The following is a 17510-nucleotide window of genomic DNA, read 5'->3' on the forward strand; positions in this document are numbered from 1 at the left end:
GCTCGCTTCGTGTGCACACGGATGCGTACTGCGCGTCGGTGCTCGCCCTGGGTCAACGGGCGAGGCGGCGGGGGTCGGGAAACCCGAGGCTGGTGTAACCGGGCGCGCGCTTGGCCAGGGCGGAGGCGAGCACGCCGGTCGCGACGTCGTGGTAGTCGTGGACCTCGGCGGTCGTCTTCCCGGGGTACGGGCGGAGCACCCGTCCGGCGTGCTGGACGAGGCCCCCCTTGAAGGCGACGGGGGCAGCGAGGAAGAGGGTGTCCAGCGGCGGGCAGTCGAATCCCTCGCCCACGTAGGAGTCGGTGGCGACGGCGAGCAGCGGCGGGCCCTCGGGTCTCGGGTCGAGCCGGGCGAGGGCGGCGGTACGGGCCTTCGAACCCATGCCGCCGCGCAGCACCACCGGATCGTGCCCTCGGTCACGCAGCGCCTTGGCGAACCGTTCGAGGTGATCGGTGCGTCTGGTCAGCACCAGGCAGTGTCGCCCGCGGCCGAGGGCGGCGATCACGTCGTCGACGATCTGCCGGTTGCGGGTGTCGTCGGCGGCGAGGTCGCGGTAGATCGCGGCCATCCCGCCGGGCGCCGAGGGATCGGCCTCGCCGGTGTAGCGGTAGCCCGTTGGGTGCACGTGCAGGACCGGCTCCGGCGCTTGGAGGGAGCGGATGCCGAGCGTGCCGGCCGGTGCCGGCGTGAGGGTGTGGCGGATGGGCCCGAGTTGCAGAGCGATCAGGTCGTCGAGCTGGTCGCGCCGGTAGGGCGTGGCTGTGAGCCCGAGCCAGCGGCGGGCGGGGATCTGGCGGACGGCGTGCTCGAAGGCGGCGGCGGGGACGTGGTGGCACTCATCGACGATCACCAGCCCGTAGCCGGCGGTCAGCTCGGTGACGTCGTCCGCGCGGGAGAGAGTCTGCAGGGTGGCGACGTCGATGACGCCGGTGGTCTTGCTACGCCCGCCGCCGCGCTGCCCTGCTTTGATGCCGAGTAGCTCGCGGATGCGGGTGCGCCACTGGTCGGCCAGCGTCTTGCGGTTGACGAGCACGAGGGTGGAGACGGCGTGGCTGGCGATGAGGGCGCAGGCGATGACGGTCTTGCCGGCGCCGGGCGGGGCGACCAGGACGCCGAGGTCGTGGCCGGCCAGGTCGTCGTGGGCGGCCTGCTGCTCTGGATCCAGCTCTGCGGTGAACCTGAACGGGTGTGGCCGGCCGGGGTTGCGGGCGTCGGTGAGTTCCAGGCGGCTGCCGGCCTGCTCGACCAACGCGGTCAGTCGATCCTGCAGACCGCGAGGGAGAAGCAGGTCGCCGGTGAGGGTCTCGTCGTAGCTGCGCAGGAACCGGGGCGTGTCCCAGGTCGAGGCCCGGCGCCGTTGCCGCTCGTGGAAGATCGGGTTGGGCATCGAGGCCGCGTGCTTGAGCGTGGCCAGTAGCGCCGGCGGCAGGCCCGTGGCTCGACGGTGATCCGGGCTCCCAGTGTCGCGTGGACCACTGCGGGCGGCTGGACGGCGATCTTCGTCGACGTTGCCGTGCGCAGCCGGTCGACCCCGGCGCCGACGCTGACCCCGCCCAGCCGCTGGGCCAGCCGGTCCAGCTCGCGCGGCGTGATGCGGCCGAGGCTGGACAGGTAGGCCCATTGGTCGGCGTGCGGCTCCAGAGAGGCCAGATCCAGGAAGAGGGTGGCGCCGCGGCGGCGGGCGCGGCCGGACAGCGGGGCGGCGATCTGGTTGCCCGGCCCACCGGTGGCCAGGACGTCCTGGGAGGGGAAGAGCCGGTCGTAGCTGGAGAGGTCCATCCGCCCGCGCACGGCGATCGCCTCGCGCAGCAGCCCGCTGCCGACTTGCCGCGCGGTCGCGGCGGGCACCGGGGCGGTGAAGAACAGCCATACGTGGGCGCCGAGCCCGGAGCGGGAGACCTCCAGCGCCGCAGGGGCGCCGGCGACGCTCGCCGCCTTGAGGTAGGCCAGCGCATCCAGGAGCGCGGCGGGACCGTCGAAGTCGGCCGCGAGCCACCAGCAGCGGTCCCCGTCCAGCAGCGGGTACAGGCCGATCTCCAGCTTCCCGGACAGGTGCGCGTGGATCACCTCGCCCGAGAGCGGCAAGTACTCGCGCTGCGCGGCCGGGATGCCCTTGCGCCAGCCCCCGCGGACCGCCGGCACCCAGCCTGCCTTGCCGGCCCGGGCATTCTCCCAGCGCAGCGCGTAGACGTCGGCGCGGGCAGCGAACAGCGCGGCGAAGAGGGCCACCTTGGCCGCCTCCGGGGAGCCGGCGTGCACCGGCCCGGGCGGAGCGTCGAAGATCCCGGTCTGCACCGGGCCCGGCGGGCGGGCCTCGGGTGGGGTCAACTCCAGCAGTCGCAGCAACCGAGCATTCTCGACGTGCAACCGCGCGACTTCGTCCCGCAGGCCGGCGAGCTCGTCGTCCGGGGCTCCGAACGGCAGCGTGGCCTGCTCGGCGGGACCGGACGTGGCTGGCACCCCTCCATACTGTCTCGGGGAGGCTGACGTTTGGTTACTGGTCACTGGCCGACCGGCACCCCCCGACCGACCCGGTCGGTCGGCTGCTGCCTACCGTCCTGTCGATGATCGCTGAGTTCGAGGCCGACCTGGCCCGCGCCGCGCCCGCGAGGGCGGCATGACCGTCACCCGCGTCAAGGATCGGCTCCGCGGCAGACGGCCCAAGTCCGCGCCCCGCCGAGATGCTCGGCCGGTCGGCCCGTACCGGGCCGGCGGGCACCGCGTCGACGAACTCGAGCTATCCGGCGACACCCGCTCCACCAGCCATCGTGCCGTTCGCCGCGCCGAATGCAGCATCGCCGGGGCTGCAATTCGGTGAGCACCAGACATCTGTTCATCGATGAGACCAAGCACCGCGACTACTTGCTCGTGGCCGCCGTCGTCGTCCCCAGCAACCTCGTCACCACCCGCAGGATGGTCCGCGAGCTACTGCTGCCCGGCCAGCGCCGACTGCACATGAAGGATGAAAGCGACCCCCGCCGGCGGGTCATCGCCTCGGCTATCGCCGACAGCGGCGTGCGGGCCACCGTCTACGACGCCGGACGGCGCTACCGCACCGAGCGCGACCGGCGCCGCGCCTGCCTGCACCGGCTGGTCGCCGACATCGCCGGCGGCGGGAACACCATGCTGGTGCTCGAGCAGGACGACACCCTGCTCAGCTGGGACAACCAATGCTTGATCGAGGCCACCCGCGCAACCGGCCAGCACGACACCCTGCGCTACGAGCACCGGCGACCGACCGCCGAACAGTTGCTGGCATTGCCCGACGCGATCGCCTGGTGCTGGGCCAAGGGCGGCGACTGGCGCCGCCGCATCGTCCCGGTCGTCACCGCGGTCTGCGAGGTCTGATCGAACCCGAAAATGCGCGAAGCCCGAGCGCCACGGTCGTCCGGCCGGGTCTCGGGCTCACTTCCTGAAGCTCAGCGCAACAGGCGAAACCAACTATGACAGCGCGCATACATGGCGTCAACTATGCGTCTACCGCCGATGGTGCCCAGGTGGTCCGCCCGGATCTCCTGGAACATGCAGCATACAGGCGCGGGAAGGTAGTGGTCGTGATCCGTCGTCTCGTCGGCGCCGGTCGGGTCAGCTGTCTAGGATTTCGAGGGCGGTGGCGGCGCCGGTGGTGAGGACCTTGCGACCGAAGTAGACGTCGGTGGTCATCGAGGTGTTGGCGTGTCCGAGTTGGTCGGCGGCGGCGCGGGCGGAGAGGCCGGCGTGGTCCATGACGCTGGCGACGCTCTTGCGGAAGACGTGCGAGGTGACCCAGTCGAAGCCGGCCTTGTCGAAGGCGACCCGCAGGTCGGATTGGGTGTTGGAGGGGTCGCGCCAGCCGCCGAGCGGGGCGGGGAAGACGGGGGCGTCCTGCGGGCCCTGGGCCGAGCGGTCGGACCGGGCGGCGCGGTTGCGGAGTGTGTGGACGCCCCACGAGGGCAGCACGAGGCTGCGTAGCCCGGTGTCGGTCTTGGTGCTCTTCCGGATGAGCCCCTTGCCGGTGATGCGGGCGATGGTGGCGCGCACGTGCACCGTGCCGGCGTCCAGGTCGACGTCGGCCCAGGACAGTGCGGCGGCCTCGCCGATGCGCATGCCGGTGGCCATCATCAGGTCGATGAACTCGGGCAGGTCGCGGGCGATGGCCTGCTCGTCGTAGGTCAGCGCGGCGCGCAGCTGCTTGAGTTCGGGCACGGTCAGCGCGCGCGGCGAGCTCCTCGCCGGTGCGGCGAGGGCGCCGACGTCGCGGACCGGGTTGTGGGGCAGTGCGTCGTGGCGGGTGGCCAGGGTGCAGATGCCGGAGAGCACCGAGCGGGTCATCTTCGTGGTGGCGGCGCCGTGGTCGGTGGCGACGAGGCGCAGGTGCCGGTCGAGGATGCCGACGGTGAGTTCCCGGATCCGCAGCTGTCCGAGGCCGGGGAGGATCTGCCGGTCCAGTCGGTCGCGGTAGGCCTGCATGGTGGTGGGGGACAGGTCGGCGAGGGAGGAGTACCAGGCCTCGGCGAGGACCGCCACGCGGGTGTCGGCGGTGAGCTGCTCGTCGGCCTGGGTGTGGGCGCGCTCGCGGACGGCGAGCTCAAGCGCGGCCTCGGCGGCTGCCCTGGTCTTCCCCCACCGCTCGACAGCTCGGGTGCGGCCGTCATAGTCGCGGGCCAGCGTGCGGGCCCGGTAGCCAGTGCCGGTCTTGTAGCAGCGGATGGCGCCGTGTGTGCCCAGCGGCAGGGGAGGACGGCCCATGGCCCCCACTATATCCCCAGGAAATCATGGGGATGCGTCGGTAACCATGGGTTTCGGTGGGTGCCGAAAGGCGAACGAACTGTGCCGAACTGGCTGCTCTAGCGGCTGCTGAAGGCATCCAAGGGTCGGTAGAGGTCAGGTCCGACCCGACAATCGGGCGGTTGGGGGTTTGAGTCCCCCCGTCGGCTCCGCTTTGAGCTGCGTGTTCGCCGCGCCCAGCCCTCCACTGACCTCGCGTGTGTGCCAGCTTGTGTGCCATCAGCCCCACAGCGCACTTCCCATGCGCTCGGCGGCCTCCTGCGCAAGCTCGGGGACGACGTGCGAGTACGTGCCGAGGGTCAGGCTGATCTGCGAGTGCCCGAGGATGTCCATCACGACCCGGGCCGGCACGCCCTGCTGCAACAGCAGCGTGGCGGCGGTGTGGATCTCGCACCTCCCACTCGGGGCACCTGGTCAACGCTCGATCAGTCGGTTCTCGCACTGTCGGCGGTGGCTCCCTTCGCGTTGCCAGTCCACCGATGTTGCAGAGCATGACGGCTTCTTCGACGGGGACGGCCCGTCGAGGAGCCATCGGCAGTGGAGGAAGGCCCGTCGGGATGCACGTCGTCGTCCGGCCTCAGCCAGTCGGCAATCTCGATGCGGAGGTCGTACTGGTCGGACCAGGCGTGCTCGCCCGCGGCGTCCTTGACGCCACCCGTGCGGCGGGGGATTCGGTGCTGCCTGTCCGTCCCTTCATCCGGCAGTACGTCCAGCGCCATCCCGACTGTGTGGACCTGGTCCCCGCCGACCGTAGAGCGGAGTTCGAGCTGAGGTCCTCCGCTGGTGGACCCGGCGAGGAGACGGCAGAAACGGATCCGGACGCCGAGCAGGTTCCGGACAAGCAGGTGCACCGCTGGAAGGACGACGGCGGCGCGGTGGTCTTCGACGGCTGACCGGGCCGCGAGTCGACGTCCCCCCATGGGCCGGACCGTGCCAGAGTGGGCCGGATGAGCCAGGTCGAAGTCATCGCCAGTCGCGAGGTGCCGCTCGGCGGCCCACGGGCGATGACGGTGCGCCGCACGCTTCCCCAGCGCGCTCGTTCCCTCATCGGGGCGTGGTGTTTCGTCGACCACTACGGGCCCGACGACGTGGCCCGCACCGGCGGGATGGACGTCCCTCCGCATCCGCACACCGGCCTGCAGACGGTCAGCTGGCTGTTCGCCGGCGAGATCGAGCACCGGGACAGCGGCGGTGTGCACGAACTCGTCCGGCCCGGCGAGCTGAACCTGATGACCGGCGGGTCCGGCGTCGCGCACTCGGAGGTCTCCACGGCCGGCACCGGCACCCTGCACGGGGTCCAGCTGTGGGTGGCGTTGCCCGACTCCGCGCGCAACGTGCCCCGGGACTTCGTCCACCACGTCCCCGAGCCGCTGCACCTCGACGGCGCGACCGGGCGGGTGCTGCTGGGCGCGCTGGCGGGCTGCACCTCGCCGGTGCCCACCCACACCCCGCTGCTCGGGGCGGAGCTGGTGCTCGAACCGTTCGCGGAGCTCGACCTCGACGTCGCCGCGGACTTCGAGCACGGAGCGCTCGTGGACGCCGGCCCCGTCCGGCTCGACGGCGTGGAACTGGCCCGAGCCGAGCTGGGCTACCTGCCGCCCGGCGCGGACCGGCTGCGGCTGGCCAACCCGGGCGGCCGGCGCGCCCGCGTGCTGCTGCTGGGTGGGGAGCCCTTCGGCGAGCCGCTGCTGATGTGGTGGAACTTCGTGGGCCGCAGCCACGAGGAGATCGCCGGCTTCCGCGAGGAGTGGGAGGCCGGGTCGGCGCGCTTCGGCCGGGTCGAGGGATACCGCGGCCGGGTGGCGCGCCTGCCGGCGCCAGCGATGCCCACCGTCCGAATCCGGCCGCGCCTGTCACCGCCCCGCTCCGGGGATCCCAGCGCCTGGGGATGAGCACGGCGGCAGCCGGAGGGGCCGTGCCGGACCCGCCCGCGTGGCCGCGGCGTTAGGGTGCCCGAACCGCGCCCGGCCGCCGGGCGGGGAACGAGGAGGGACACGCCATGCCCGCTGTCACCGTCGAGGACATCACGGTCCTGCCCCGGATCCCGCTGCCGGATCCGGCGCTGGCACGGCAGCGCGCCCCGCGCAGCATCACGACGGCGCCGCGGGGTCTGGAGGGTGAGGGCTTTCCGGTGCGGCGGGCGTTCGCGGGGGCCGGCCTGGCCGACCTCGACCCGTTCATCCACCTGGACCAGATGGGTGAGGTGGACTACGGGCCGGGGGAGCCGAAGGGCACGCCCTGGCATCCGCACCGCGGCTTCGAAACGGTCACCTACATGATCGACGGCGTCCTCCAGCACAACGACTCGCTCGGCGGCGGCGGCGTCATCTCCGACGGAGACACGCAGTGGATGACGGCTGGGCAGGGGATCTTGCACATCGAGACCCCGCCCGAGCACCTGGTCGCCAGCGGTGGCTGCTTCCACGGGCTGCAGCTGTGGGTGAACCTGCCGAAGGCGCAGAAGTGGATCGACCCCCGGTACCAGGATCTCGCCGGGGAGCAGGTGCGGCTCCTGGCTTCCGACGACGGCGGCGCGCTGGTGCGGGTCATCGCCGGGAACCTGGCCGGGTGGGCCGGGCCGGGCTCGACCCACACGCCGATCACGATGGTGCACGCGACCGTGAGTCCGGGAGCGCGCATGGTCCTGCCGTGGGAACCGGACTTCAACGCGCTGGTGTACGTGCTGGCCGGCCGCGGCACGGTGGGCGCCCGGCGGCGACCGGTGGAGACGGGGCAGCTCGCCGTCCTCGGCGACGGGGACGCGATCACGGTGGCCGCCGATCCCGAGCAGGACGGCCGGACCCGGACGATGGAGGTGCTGTTGCTCGGCGGGCGGCCCATCCGGGAGCCGGTCGCCTGGGCGGGTCCGTTCGTGATGAGCACCGAGACCGAGGTGCGGCAGGCGTTCGAGGACTTCCAGGCCGGCCGGCTCGGGCAGATCCCGGCCGTGCACAACGCCCCGACCGACCTGCTGGTCACCCAGACAGACTCGCCGCTCGACTGATGGGCAGCGGGTCGGAGGAGGCGGAAAGCCGCCGGGTGGTCGACAACCCCGAGCGGCAGCGGTACGAGGTCCTCGTCGATGGCGAGCTGGCCGGTTCTGCCGCGTACCAGAGGGCGGGCCAACTGGTCGTCTTCACCTCCACCGAGGTTGAGGTCCGCTTCGAGGGGCAGGGGCTGGGCGGCGAGCTGGTGCGCCGGGCCTTGGATGGCATCCGCCGCTCCGGGACGCCGGTGCTGCCGCTGTGCCCGTTCGTCCAGCAGTGGATGAGCCGTCACCCGGACTACCACGACCTCGACTACCGGCGGCCGGAGAGCCACGTGTCCGATTGAGGAGGGCGGTGACATGACCGTTCAGGTGGGGCAGCGGTCCGCGGCGTGGCCGCGCTTGCGGGTGGCGGACTGGGCCGAGACCAAGGACACCCTGCACATGTGGACGCAGATCGTCGGGAAAGTCCGGATGGCCCATGCCCCGATGCTCAACCACTGGTGGCACGTCACCCTGTACGTCACTCCGCGCGGCCTGACCACCTCGGCGGTCCCGTACCGCGACGGCGCCTTCGACATCGAGTTCGACTTCGTCGAGCACGTGCTGCGCATCCGCAGCAGCAACGGCGGCACCCGCGCGGTGGCGCTGGAGCCCAAGCCGGTGGCCGAGTTCTACGCGCAGACCATGCAAGGACTGGGTGAGCTGGGCATCGAGGCGCCGATCCAGGCGAGCCCCAACGAGGTGGACCCCGCGATCCCGTTCGCCGAGGACCACGTCCACGCCTCCTACGACCCGCACGCCACCCACCTGTTCTGGCGCCAGCTGCTGCAGGCCGACCGGGTGCTCGGCGCGTTCCGGTCCCACTTCGTCGGGAAGGTCAGCCCGGTGCACTTCTTCTGGGGGGCGATGGACATGGCCTGCACCCGGTTCTCCGGGCGGCCCGCCCCACCGCACCCCGGTGGTGCCCCCAACTGCCCGGACTGGGTGATGGTGGAGGGCTACTCCGGGGAGCTGTCCAGCGCCGGCTTCTGGCCCGGCGGTGGCGATGAGGGAGCGTTCTACGCCTACGCCTATCCGGAACCGGCCGGCTTCGCCGACCACCCGGTCGGTCCGGCCGGCGCCTTCTACAGCCGCGAGCTGGGCGAGTTCCTGCTGCCCTACGAGGTGGCAGCCGAGGCAGACGATCCCGACGCGGCGCTGAGCGAGTTCCTCCACACCACCTACGAGGCGGCCGCGGAGCGCGGCGACTGGGATCGCGCGACGCTGGAGGACGACCCGGATCGGCTGGACCAGCACGAGCCGTAGCGGCCAACCGAGCGCGGGGAGCGATGAGCGTCAACCGGCTGTTCGCCCGACCAGCCGGAGATCGCCGGCTCAGCCAGGCCGCTGGGCACGGTGCACGCCGCGCCGGGCGATTCTCGCCCTACCGCACGGCGCTCGTCTTGCTGCGGGCCGCGTCGCGTCCGGCACCGGCAGGGGCCGGCTGCGGCCTGCGGTAGCCGCTGACTCGGGCAGGGCACCATGGGGATTCAGCCGGGTGCCTGCTGAGTGACGGTGTCGAAGAGCAGGTTGAGCCCCTCGGCCATGGTGGGGCGGGTGATGACGGCGTCGCGCACGCGCTGATGGGGCAGGGCGTCACCGCGCAGCTCGCTGCCCGATGCTCGGAGGCCAGTTCCTCGGCGAACACGTCCCGCCGCTGGCGGGGGCCGCAGGAGGGGGACCGTCCCGATCGATGAGATCTCTCGGCGGATCGGGTCTGGGCTACGTGGACGGCGGTGCGTCCTGCGAGGCGATGATGGGAGAGCAGCGATGGCGGTAGGCGTGTTCGCCGGCATCCCGGTCAGGGACCACCGGACGGCGGTCCAGTGGTACGGGCGGTTGCTCGGAGCCGAGCCGTCGTTCCACCCCAACGACGTCGAGGCCGTGTGGCAACTGGCCGAGGACCGCTACGTGTACGTCATCCAGGACGCCGACCGGGCCGGCGGCGCGGTCAGCACGATCTGGGTCGACGACCCCGTCGCCGAGGTCGCGAGGATCGCCGGACAGGGCCTGGAACCGGTCGACGTCGAGAAGCACGGGGGAGTGTGGAAGTACGTCTTCCACGACGCCGACGGCAACGAGACGGGGATCGGCGGAGAGGTCTCACCGGCCGAATAGGTGCGGCCCGGACCGCACCTCCTCGTCGGCAGCGCAGAGCCAGGCGTGGACGGCGTCGGCGGACGCACGCAGTGCGATGAGAACCGTCGTCGGACGCCGTCAGACGTGCGGAGGTCGAACCCCCTTCGACGGAACCGGGAGGAACCGATGGGACGCATCCACATCGACCTGTTCTGCAGCCTGGACCTCGTCGCCCAGGCGCCCGGCGGCGGGGAGGCGGACCAGGCCGACGACGGGTTCTCCTACGCGGGCTGGCAGTGGCCGCTGATGGACGACGTCGTCGACGAACGCATCGACGCGGGCATGAGCGGGATGGACGCCCTCCTGCTGGGCCGCAGGACCTACGAGTTCTTCGCCGGGTTCTGGCCCTCTCCGGAGGACGAGGTCGCGCGGCTGTTCAACGGGGCACACAAGTACGTCGCGTCACGGGGAACTCCGCAGCTCACCTGGGAGGAGTCGACCCGGATCGGCGCCGACCTCGCGACCGAGGTGCGGGAGCTGCGGGACCGGCACGAGAAGGTCTACGTCTCCGGCAGCCTCGACCTCGTGCAGACCCTGCTCGCCGAGGGGCTCTACGACCAGCTCACGCTCTTCGTGCACCCGCTCGTGCTCGGCGCGGGCAAGAAGGTCTTCCAGGGTGGCGCCCTCCCGACCGGCCTGCGACTCGTGGAACCCGCGATCACCTCGCCGAAGGGCGCCGTGGTGCTGCGGTACGAGCCGACCGGCCGCCCGCCCGAGACGGGCGTCATGCCGAGCTGAGGCGCGGGTCCCGCCGCCGTCCGCACCTCGCCGACCGGTGAGGTGACCCATCCCGACCCCACAGGAGGGTGATCACGATGGAGAACTTCGCACAGGCGCAGGCCCGCGCACCCGACCTCGGGGAGACGTCCGCGATCCCCGTACGTCTGGTTCCGCTGCCGAACGGCCCGTACGAGGTGACCGGGCTGCTGGAGATCGCCCGTCCGGACGGCGACCCGATCGGAGCACCCGCGTCCAAGGTGCACCTGTGCCGGTGCGGTCGCTCGGCGGACAAGCCGTTCTGCGACGGGTCGCACGCGCGCACCGGGTGGACGGACGGGGCCTGACCCGGTGTCGGCGACCGTGCTGCACACGTCGATGTCCCTCGACGGGTTCATCGCCGGGCACGTCGAGCTCGAGCGCACCCGGGTCCTGCCGGGGGAGGCCGGGGTGACCCACCTGCACCACCGGGTCCGGCGGACGGCAGCAGCGGCGTGAGGACCCTGCACGTCGGGCTCCGGGTGGCCGACCTGGACCGGTCACTGGCCTTCTACCGAGCCCTGGGCTACGAACTGGTCGGCAGCGTGCCCGACACCCCGCTGGGTCGCCTCACCATGCTGAAGCTGCCCGGGGACGACTTCGTGAGCCTGGAGCTCGTGCACGACCCGGCGGGCGACCCGGTCCACCGCGGCAACCGCCTCAGCCACCTCGTCGTCCAGACCGCGGACCTGGACGCGACCACCGCCCGGCTCGCAGCCGGCGGCATCGACACCGAGGTGCCCGGCGCGCCGGACGAACCGGACGAGATCCGCACGGCGTGGGTCACCGACCCCGACGGCGTCCGGATCGAGCTGGTCCAGTGGCCGCCCGACCACCCCGACGGCATGACCGCCGCCGACTTCACCGACTGAACCCACGGGGAGAGTCCGTGCAGGTGGGCGCGCACGGGGTCGAGCTCTGCACCGAGACCTCCCGGGAGCCGGGGGACCCGCCGCCCACTACGCCCCGGCGGCACGTAGCGCGGACGACCTCACCAGCGGACACCGTGGGAGCAGCCGTCGGGTGCCACAGCGCCTGTTGATCAGCGATCGGAGGAGGACTTGATGGGCAAGGTCATCGCGACGGCGTCGATGTCGCTGGACGGCTACATCGCCAAGCACGACGACACCATCGGCCGATTGTTCGACTGGCTGCAGAACGGGGACGTCGAGTTCTCGACCGCGACGCCGGGGATGACCGTCCACCTGACCCCGCCCAGCGCCGCGTACTGGCGACGGCGGGCCGCCACGCTCGGTGCGATCGTCTGCGGCCGGACGCTGTTCGACTTCACCGACGGCTGGGGTGGGCGACACACCAAGGACGTGCCGGTCGTGGTCGTCACCCACTCCGTGCCGACCGACTGGGTCGCCGCCCATCCCGACGCGCAGGTGTCCTTCGTGACCTCCGGGGTGGAGGCCGCCGTCGCGCGGGCGCAGGAGCTCGCCGGCGACCGGGTCGTCGAGGTCACCGCCGGGACCATCGCCCGGCAGTGTCTCGAGCTCGGGTTGCTCGACGAGGTGGCCGTCGACCTGGTACCGGTCGTCATGGGCCAGGGCCGCCCGTTCTTCGGCGAACTCTCCCTCGACGACGCCCTCCTGGGCGACCCCACGCTCAGCATCCAGGGTGACCGGGTCACCCACCTGGTGTTCCCCGTACTGCGCTGACCGCGCGCGGGAGCCGCTCGCGTTGGCCGACGCCACCCTCAGCGCCGCTCGACGACCTGCGTGCCCGGCCGGGACACACCCCGTCGGCCGGTCCCGGGGACTCAGGCGGTGGAGGCGTCCAGCGCGAGCCGCTGGCGAAGGTCGGCGACGTGGCCGCGAGCCGGGACGTCGTACCGGGCCAGCTCGACCCGCCCGTCCTCGTCCAGGACGAAGGTGCAGCGCAGCGGCCCGGTGACGGTCCGCCCGTCGATGCTCTTCTCTCCCCAGGCGCCGTACGTCCGGTGCACCGCGTGCTCCTGGTCGGCCAGCAGCGGGAAGGTCAGCGACTGGTCCTGGCGGAACCGCTGGAGGTCGGCGGGCTGGTCCGGCGAGACGCCGATGACGGTGTAGCCGGCCGAGTCCAAGGACGCCAGGTTGTCCCGGAAGTCGCAGGCCTCGGCGGTGCAGCCCGGCGTTCCGGCGGCCGGGTAGAAGTAGAGGATCACCTTGCCCCCGCGCAGGTCTGTCAGGGAGACCTCGTCGCCGTCGGGGGTCGGCAGGGTGAAGTCGGGGGCCGGATCACCTGGTTGGAGCCGCGTCGGCATGGGTCTTCCTCCTCGGTGCACGGTGGCTGGCTTGGTGCATGGTGGCTGGCCGAACAGGTCGCCGTGGAACGGGCGAGGAGCTCCGCGGACGACGGAGCGGCCCCGGTCGGGTCCGCTCCGTCGTTCCGGCGGTCAGTGGGTGGCTCGTGGGTTGGGCAGCCTGGACCGGGTCGGGGTGGGGTGGTCGGTGTCGGTGTGCTCGACGGCGATCCCCTCGGCGTCGCCCTCGAAGGTCGTGCCGATCGCCGGGGCCTCGGCGAAGATCGGCGCCTCCTCGGGCTGCCCGCGCCGCACGTTGAACAGCAGGTTGAGCAGGATCGCGGTGATGGCGGCGGCGCTGATGCCGGAGTCGAAGACGACCTGGAACCAGCTCGGGAAGGAGTCGTAGAACTCCGGGACGGCGATGGGGATGATCCCCATCCCGATCGCGGCGGCGACGATCACCAGGTTGGCGTTGCCGTCGTAGTCCACCTTGGCGAGCGTGCGGATGCCGCTGGCGGCGACCGTGCCGAACAGCACCAGGCCGGCGCCGCCGAGGACGGGCAGGGGCACGAGCGCCACCAGCGCCCCGAGGACCGGGAACAGGCCCAGCAGGAACAGGATGACGCCGCTGACGGCGACGACGAACCGGCTCTTGATCCCGGTCACCGCGACCAGCCCGACGTTCTGGGCGAACGCGCTGACCGAGAAGCCGTTGAAGACGCCGGCGACGGTGGTGGCCAGCATGTCGGCCTGCAGACCACCGGTCACGTCGCGGCGGCCGAGCGGCTTGTCGACGACCTCCCCGATGGCCAGGATGTCCGCCGTCGTCTCGGTCATGATCACCAGCATCACGACGAGCATCGAGACGATGGCGCCCACGGCGAAGGTCGGGGTGCCGAAGTGGAACGGCTCGGTCAGCTGGAAGGCCGCGGCGTCCCCGATCCGGCCGAAGTCGGTGGCGGCGAACGGGATGGCCACCAGCGTGCCGAGCACCAGGCCGAGCAGGATCGCCACCCGGTTGAAGAAGCCGCCCAGGAAGCGGTAGATGAGCACGATGATCAACAACGTGGCCGCGGCCAGGCCGATGTTGCGCATCGAGCCGAACTCGGGGGTGTTCGCCGTTCCGCGCGCCCACCGGATCGCCACCGGCAGCAGGGACACCCCGATCACGGTGATCACCGTGCCGGTGACCACCGGGGGGAAGAACCGCAGCAGCCGGGTGAAGAACGGTGCGATGAAGAAGGCGATGGCGCCGGCGACGATGAGCGCTCCGAAGATCGCGCGCAGCCCCGCCTCGCCGCCCAGCGGTGCCCCGATGGCCAGCATCGTCGAGACGGCCGCGAACGACGTCCCCTGCACGAGCGGGAGGCGGGCGCCGATCCGCCACACCCCGATGGTCTGCAGGAGCGTGGCCAGGCCGGACATGAACAGCCCGGCGCTGATCAGGTACGTGGTCTGCTGCGGGGTGAGCTCGAGCGCGGTGCCGATGATGAGCGGTACCGCCACCACCCCGGCGTACATGCTGAGCACGTGCTGCAAGCCGTAGGCCACCATCGGTCCGGGCGGCAGCACCTCGTCCACCGGGTGCACGCCGGCCTTGGTCGCCCCGGCGTGCTTCCTCTTGTTCCACAGGGCCATCGGTCCTCCTCCTCGGTCAGCGGGTCGGTGTGGTCACCAGCCCTGACCGGGGTCGAAGGCCAGACCCGGGTCGGGGGCGTCGTCGCGGCGGACGGTGGCCTCGATCAGGCCGTACGGCCGGTCGTCGGCGTGGAAGACCTCGCCCGCGTTGTCCAGCCCGAAGCGATCCAGGTCGTAGACGAAGTGGTGCTTGTTCGGGGCGGAGAAGCGGATCTCGGCGATCTCCGGCTGGCTCTCCAGCGCCGCCGTGCCCATCTCGAACAAGGTGTGCTGCAGCGCCAGGCTGTGGTGGCCGGCGAAGGTGTCCTGCAGGGCCTGCAGGACACCGTCGTAGGACTTGCCCCAGTCGACGTCCTCGCTGGTGTGGTACCACTGCGCGAGCAGCGACGTGGCCACGATGCGGTCGTGGGTGGGCTCCAGCGTCGTGTACTCGTCCTCGATGTAGCCCCAGAACTCCGCGTCGGTGGTCTTGAGCACGACCAGGTCCTTGACGCCGGAGACCACCCAGGTGGTGGAGCCGTCGTAGGTCACCGTCGCCGTGCGGACGTAGCGGCCGTCGCGGACGAAGGCGTGCGGGTTGCCCAGCCGCGCCCACGGGTACATCTCCAGCTTCACCCGCGCCCGGTGGATCGTCTCGGTGTTGTCCACGAAGTGGCGGGCCAGCCGGATGCCGAACGACTCCGGCTGCGCGACGACGTCGTCCTCCTTGGCGAAGGCGAACACGGTGTTCTTCTGCGTGTCCGTCGGCAGCACCGGTGCGTTGTCGCCGGTCAGGTGGGGCGGGTCCTGGTCGCCGGAGAGCGCGACGCTGACGTTGTAGTCGACGATCTCGTGCGGGTCGCTGTCGCGGAAGACCCGGACGACCCGGTTCTCCGCCTTGCCGTACTGGTTGTGCCCGAGCACGACTGCCATGGGGATCACTCCTCGTGTGTCTAGGAACCTCGGTAGGTGGAGAAGGCGTAGGGGGACAGCAGCAGCGGCACGTGGTAGTGCCGCTCGGTGGTGACCTCGAAGCAGATGACGACCTCGGGGTAGAACCCGCGCTGTCCGGAGCCGGCGAAGTAGCCGGCGGTGTCAAAAACGAGCCGGTGGACGCCGGGTTCCAGTCCGGCCGGCGTGAGGTCACGCACGCGGCCGTCGCCGTCGGTCCTGGCGTCGGCGACCGGGGTCCAGGGGCCGGGCGGTCGACCGCCGCGTCGCTCCAGGCGGACGGCGACGTCGACGGCCGGGTCTCCGGTGACCGCATCGAGCACGTGGGTGGACAGGGAGCTCACGGCCCCTCCTCGCTGGCGCTCGTCGGCACTGCTCGCAGTGCTGCTGTGCTCCTGGGTGAGCTCGCACGCTCGCTCACGTCTCGAGCAGCTTCTCGACCCGGAGGCGGGCGATCTGCCCCAGTTGTTCGCCCACCTCGCGCCGCTCGGTCGCGGGGTCGTTGCGCAGGCGACGGCGGGCCTCGGCGAGCATCTCCACCGGGGACCGGCCGGCCGCCCGGATGAGGAACACCCGGCCGAAGCGCTCCTCGTAGGCGAGGTTGGCCGCACGCAGCTCTGCGCGCGTCCGGTCGTCGCTGTCGCTGACCGATGCCTGCTCCTGCCGAGACCAGCGGGCCTCGGTGCTCCCACCGCTCGCACGGTCGCCGATCCGGGGGTGCGCGGACAGCGCCTCCTCGAGGTCCGCGTCGCTGAGCTCACGACAGGCGAGCTCGGCGGTGTCGAGCAGGGCCTCCCTGCTGCGGTACGGGCGGCCGGCGGCGAGCCGGGACACCCAGGTGGTGCTGGCGCAGCACACGCTCAGCGCCTGCCGCGCCGTGTCGGCGGGCGAGGTGTTGAAGCGGTCGAGGGCTGCGTCGCTGACCGGCTGCGCTTCCATGGACCACCTCGGTTTTCGTATGTCGAAACAACCCTTTCGCTGGCAGAAAGGTATGCGTGACCCACCGCACAGTCAAGGGGGTTCTGCAGCGCTTCTCCGGCGACCGGTGGCCGCTGCCGACGGCGACAGGCGCCGCAGCGGCGTCCCGAGCGTGGCGGTCGGCGTCACGGCCGGCGCCGAGCGCTCGGCGTTCAGCGCAAGACCCCTCACCGGGTCGGTGCCCGAGGGGTGCAGCCTCCTCGAGCAGGAGGCGTGGAGGAGGGTGCTGGACGAGCCGAGGGCTACTCGGCCATGTCCGCGGCGAGGCGCTTGCTCGCCTCGGTCAGCAGCGGGATGGCCCGGTCGACGAGCGCGGGCGTCATGCGCCCGGCCGGTCCGGAGATGGACATCGCCATCCGCAGGTGGGGAGCGTCCACCGGAACGGCGACGCAACGCACACCGACCTCCTGCTCACCTTCGTCCACCGCGTAGCCGTCCTGCCGGATCTGGTGCAGCGCGGCGATGAGGGTGTCGGGATCGGTGATGGAGTGCGATGTCTGACCCGGCATCCCGGCGCGCGCCATCAGGGCGCGCACCTCGTCGTCGGGCAGCAGGGACAGGACGGCCTTGCCCACGCCGGTGGAGTGCAGGTTCACGCGGCGGCCCACCTCGGTGAACATCCGCATGGAGTGGGTGGACGGGACCTGGCCGAGGTAGACGGCGCGGTCACCGTCCAGGGCGGCCAGGTTCGCCGACTCGCCCAGTTCGGCGACGAGCCCTTGCAGCACCGGCCGGGCCCGAGTGCCGAGCATGGCCCCGGCGACCTCCCCGAGCGGGATCAGCCGAGAGCCGAGGGCGTAGCGGCGGTTGGGCAGCTGCTGCATGTAGCCCCGGTCGACGAGGGTGCGCGCCAGCCGGTAGACCGTGGGTAGGGGGACGCCGGACGCCACGGCGATCTCGCTGAGGGGCATCTGCCCGCCGGCGCCCGCCAGGATCTCGAGGACGTCGAGGACCCGGGAGACCGACTGGACCCCGCCGGACGGTGCAGCGTCTGTCATCTGGGCCAACCTCTCACGTGCGGCGGATCATCTCAGTCTACCCAAG

22 protein-coding genes are annotated in these 17510 nt (G+C 71.8%); 12 read left to right on the top strand and 10 right to left on the bottom strand.

The annotated features are described in order from the left end of the window. Positions 1-52 precede the first annotated feature (52 nt). A complete protein-coding gene (locus tag DQ238_RS23345; protein WP_233496027.1) occupies positions 53-1249 on the bottom strand; it encodes a DEAD/DEAH box helicase in 1197 nt (398 codons plus the stop codon). A 5-nt stretch (positions 1250-1254) separates the two neighbouring features. After that, positions 1255-2460 (bottom strand): hypothetical protein, encoded by a 1206-nt coding sequence (locus DQ238_RS23850; RefSeq protein ID WP_233496017.1) that lies wholly within the window; start codon positions 2458-2460, stop codon positions 1255-1257. A gap of 354 nt (positions 2461-2814) precedes the next feature. On the opposite strand from DQ238_RS23850, the gene DQ238_RS16195 reads away from it, so the two are divergent. After that, positions 2815-3348 (top strand): hypothetical protein, encoded by a 534-nt coding sequence (locus DQ238_RS16195; RefSeq protein WP_113782300.1) that lies wholly within the window; start codon positions 2815-2817, stop codon positions 3346-3348. Positions 3349-3585: 237 nt separating this feature from the next. Here the strand turns inward: DQ238_RS16195 and xerC are convergent, their stop codons facing one another. Both xerC and DQ238_RS16205 read right to left on the bottom strand, forming a co-directional pair. Continuing rightward, positions 3586-4728, bottom strand: coding sequence for a tyrosine recombinase XerC (gene xerC, locus DQ238_RS16200; RefSeq protein WP_113782301.1), 1143 nt, complete (start codon positions 4726-4728; stop codon positions 3586-3588). A gap of 258 nt (positions 4729-4986) precedes the next feature. Beyond that, the gene (locus tag DQ238_RS16205; RefSeq protein ID WP_113782302.1) at positions 4987-5154 is read right to left on the bottom strand and encodes a tyrosine-type recombinase/integrase; all 168 of its coding nucleotides are present in this window, start codon (positions 5152-5154) and stop codon (positions 4987-4989) included. A gap of 170 nt (positions 5155-5324) precedes the next feature. Between DQ238_RS16205 and DQ238_RS16210 the strand changes: the two genes are divergently transcribed. From DQ238_RS16210 to DQ238_RS16255, 11 genes are all read left to right on the top strand, one after another. Beyond that, on the top strand, positions 5325-5660 hold the full coding sequence (locus DQ238_RS16210) for a hypothetical protein (protein WP_113782303.1): 336 nt from the start codon (positions 5325-5327) through the stop codon (positions 5658-5660). 54 nt (positions 5661-5714) lie between these two features. Continuing rightward, complete coding sequence (locus tag DQ238_RS16215; RefSeq protein ID WP_199506398.1) at positions 5715-6659, top strand: pirin family protein; 945 nt, start codon at positions 5715-5717, stop codon at positions 6657-6659. A 107-nt stretch (positions 6660-6766) separates the two neighbouring features. Continuing rightward, entirely contained in the window at positions 6767-7771 is a 1005-nt protein-coding gene (locus DQ238_RS16220; RefSeq protein WP_113782305.1) for a pirin family protein, read from the top strand. Next, positions 7771-8100 carry a GNAT family N-acetyltransferase gene (locus DQ238_RS16225; RefSeq protein ID WP_113782306.1) on the top strand — a complete coding sequence of 110 codons (330 nt, stop codon included), beginning with the start codon at positions 7771-7773 and terminating at the stop codon, positions 8098-8100. The genes DQ238_RS16220 and DQ238_RS16225 overlap by 1 nt, the downstream gene beginning before the upstream one ends. A gap of 13 nt (positions 8101-8113) precedes the next feature. Beyond that, positions 8114-9061, top strand: coding sequence for a DUF5996 family protein (locus DQ238_RS16230; RefSeq protein ID WP_113782307.1), 948 nt, complete (start codon positions 8114-8116; stop codon positions 9059-9061). Between the two features lie 504 nt (positions 9062-9565). Next, positions 9566-9913 carry a VOC family protein gene (locus DQ238_RS16235; protein WP_113782308.1) on the top strand — a complete coding sequence of 116 codons (348 nt, stop codon included), beginning with the start codon at positions 9566-9568 and terminating at the stop codon, positions 9911-9913. Between the two features lie 147 nt (positions 9914-10060). Then, on the top strand, positions 10061-10672 hold the full coding sequence (locus DQ238_RS16240) for a dihydrofolate reductase family protein (RefSeq protein WP_113782309.1): 612 nt from the start codon (positions 10061-10063) through the stop codon (positions 10670-10672). Between the two features lie 77 nt (positions 10673-10749). Then, complete coding sequence (locus DQ238_RS16245) at positions 10750-10998, top strand: CDGSH iron-sulfur domain-containing protein (protein WP_113782358.1); 249 nt, start codon at positions 10750-10752, stop codon at positions 10996-10998. Between the two features lie 4 nt (positions 10999-11002). Continuing rightward, positions 11003-11149: a hypothetical protein gene (locus DQ238_RS22885; RefSeq protein WP_158550812.1), complete on the top strand. Its 147-nt coding sequence runs from the start codon at positions 11003-11005 to the stop codon at positions 11147-11149. Then, positions 11146-11562, top strand: a complete 417-nt coding sequence (locus tag DQ238_RS16250; protein ID WP_113782310.1) for a VOC family protein — start codon at positions 11146-11148, stop codon at positions 11560-11562. Before DQ238_RS22885 ends, DQ238_RS16250 begins: the two co-directional genes overlap by 4 nt. A 192-nt stretch (positions 11563-11754) precedes the next feature. Next, complete coding sequence (locus DQ238_RS16255; RefSeq protein WP_113782311.1) at positions 11755-12354, top strand: dihydrofolate reductase family protein; 600 nt, start codon at positions 11755-11757, stop codon at positions 12352-12354. Positions 12355-12455: 101 nt separating this feature from the next. Here the strand turns inward: DQ238_RS16255 and bcp are convergent, their stop codons facing one another. From bcp to DQ238_RS16285, 6 genes are all read right to left on the bottom strand, one after another. After that, positions 12456-12938, bottom strand: coding sequence for a thioredoxin-dependent thiol peroxidase (gene bcp, locus DQ238_RS16260; RefSeq protein WP_113782312.1), 483 nt, complete (start codon positions 12936-12938; stop codon positions 12456-12458). Between the two features lie 132 nt (positions 12939-13070). Further along, positions 13071-14558: a nucleobase:cation symporter-2 family protein gene (locus DQ238_RS16265; protein ID WP_113782313.1), complete on the bottom strand. Its 1488-nt coding sequence runs from the start codon at positions 14556-14558 to the stop codon at positions 13071-13073. A 33-nt stretch (positions 14559-14591) separates the two neighbouring features. Beyond that, positions 14592-15470: a factor-independent urate hydroxylase gene (pucL, locus tag DQ238_RS16270; protein WP_113782314.1), complete on the bottom strand. Its 879-nt coding sequence runs from the start codon at positions 15468-15470 to the stop codon at positions 14592-14594. A 20-nt stretch (positions 15471-15490) separates the two neighbouring features. Further along, positions 15491-15832: a hydroxyisourate hydrolase gene (uraH, locus tag DQ238_RS16275; protein WP_113782315.1), complete on the bottom strand. Its 342-nt coding sequence runs from the start codon at positions 15830-15832 to the stop codon at positions 15491-15493. Positions 15833-15905: 73 nt separating this feature from the next. Then, positions 15906-16427, bottom strand: a complete 522-nt coding sequence (gene uraD / locus DQ238_RS16280) for a 2-oxo-4-hydroxy-4-carboxy-5-ureidoimidazoline decarboxylase (protein ID WP_113782316.1) — start codon at positions 16425-16427, stop codon at positions 15906-15908. A 281-nt stretch (positions 16428-16708) separates the two neighbouring features. Next, positions 16709-17464 (bottom strand): IclR family transcriptional regulator, encoded by a 756-nt coding sequence (locus DQ238_RS16285; protein WP_113782317.1) that lies wholly within the window; start codon positions 17462-17464, stop codon positions 16709-16711. Positions 17465-17510 lie beyond the last annotated feature (46 nt).

Source organism: Geodermatophilus sp. TF02-6 (genome assembly GCF_003319115.1).
In the GTDB taxonomy this organism is placed as follows: domain Bacteria; phylum Actinomycetota; class Actinomycetes; order Mycobacteriales; family Geodermatophilaceae; genus Geodermatophilus.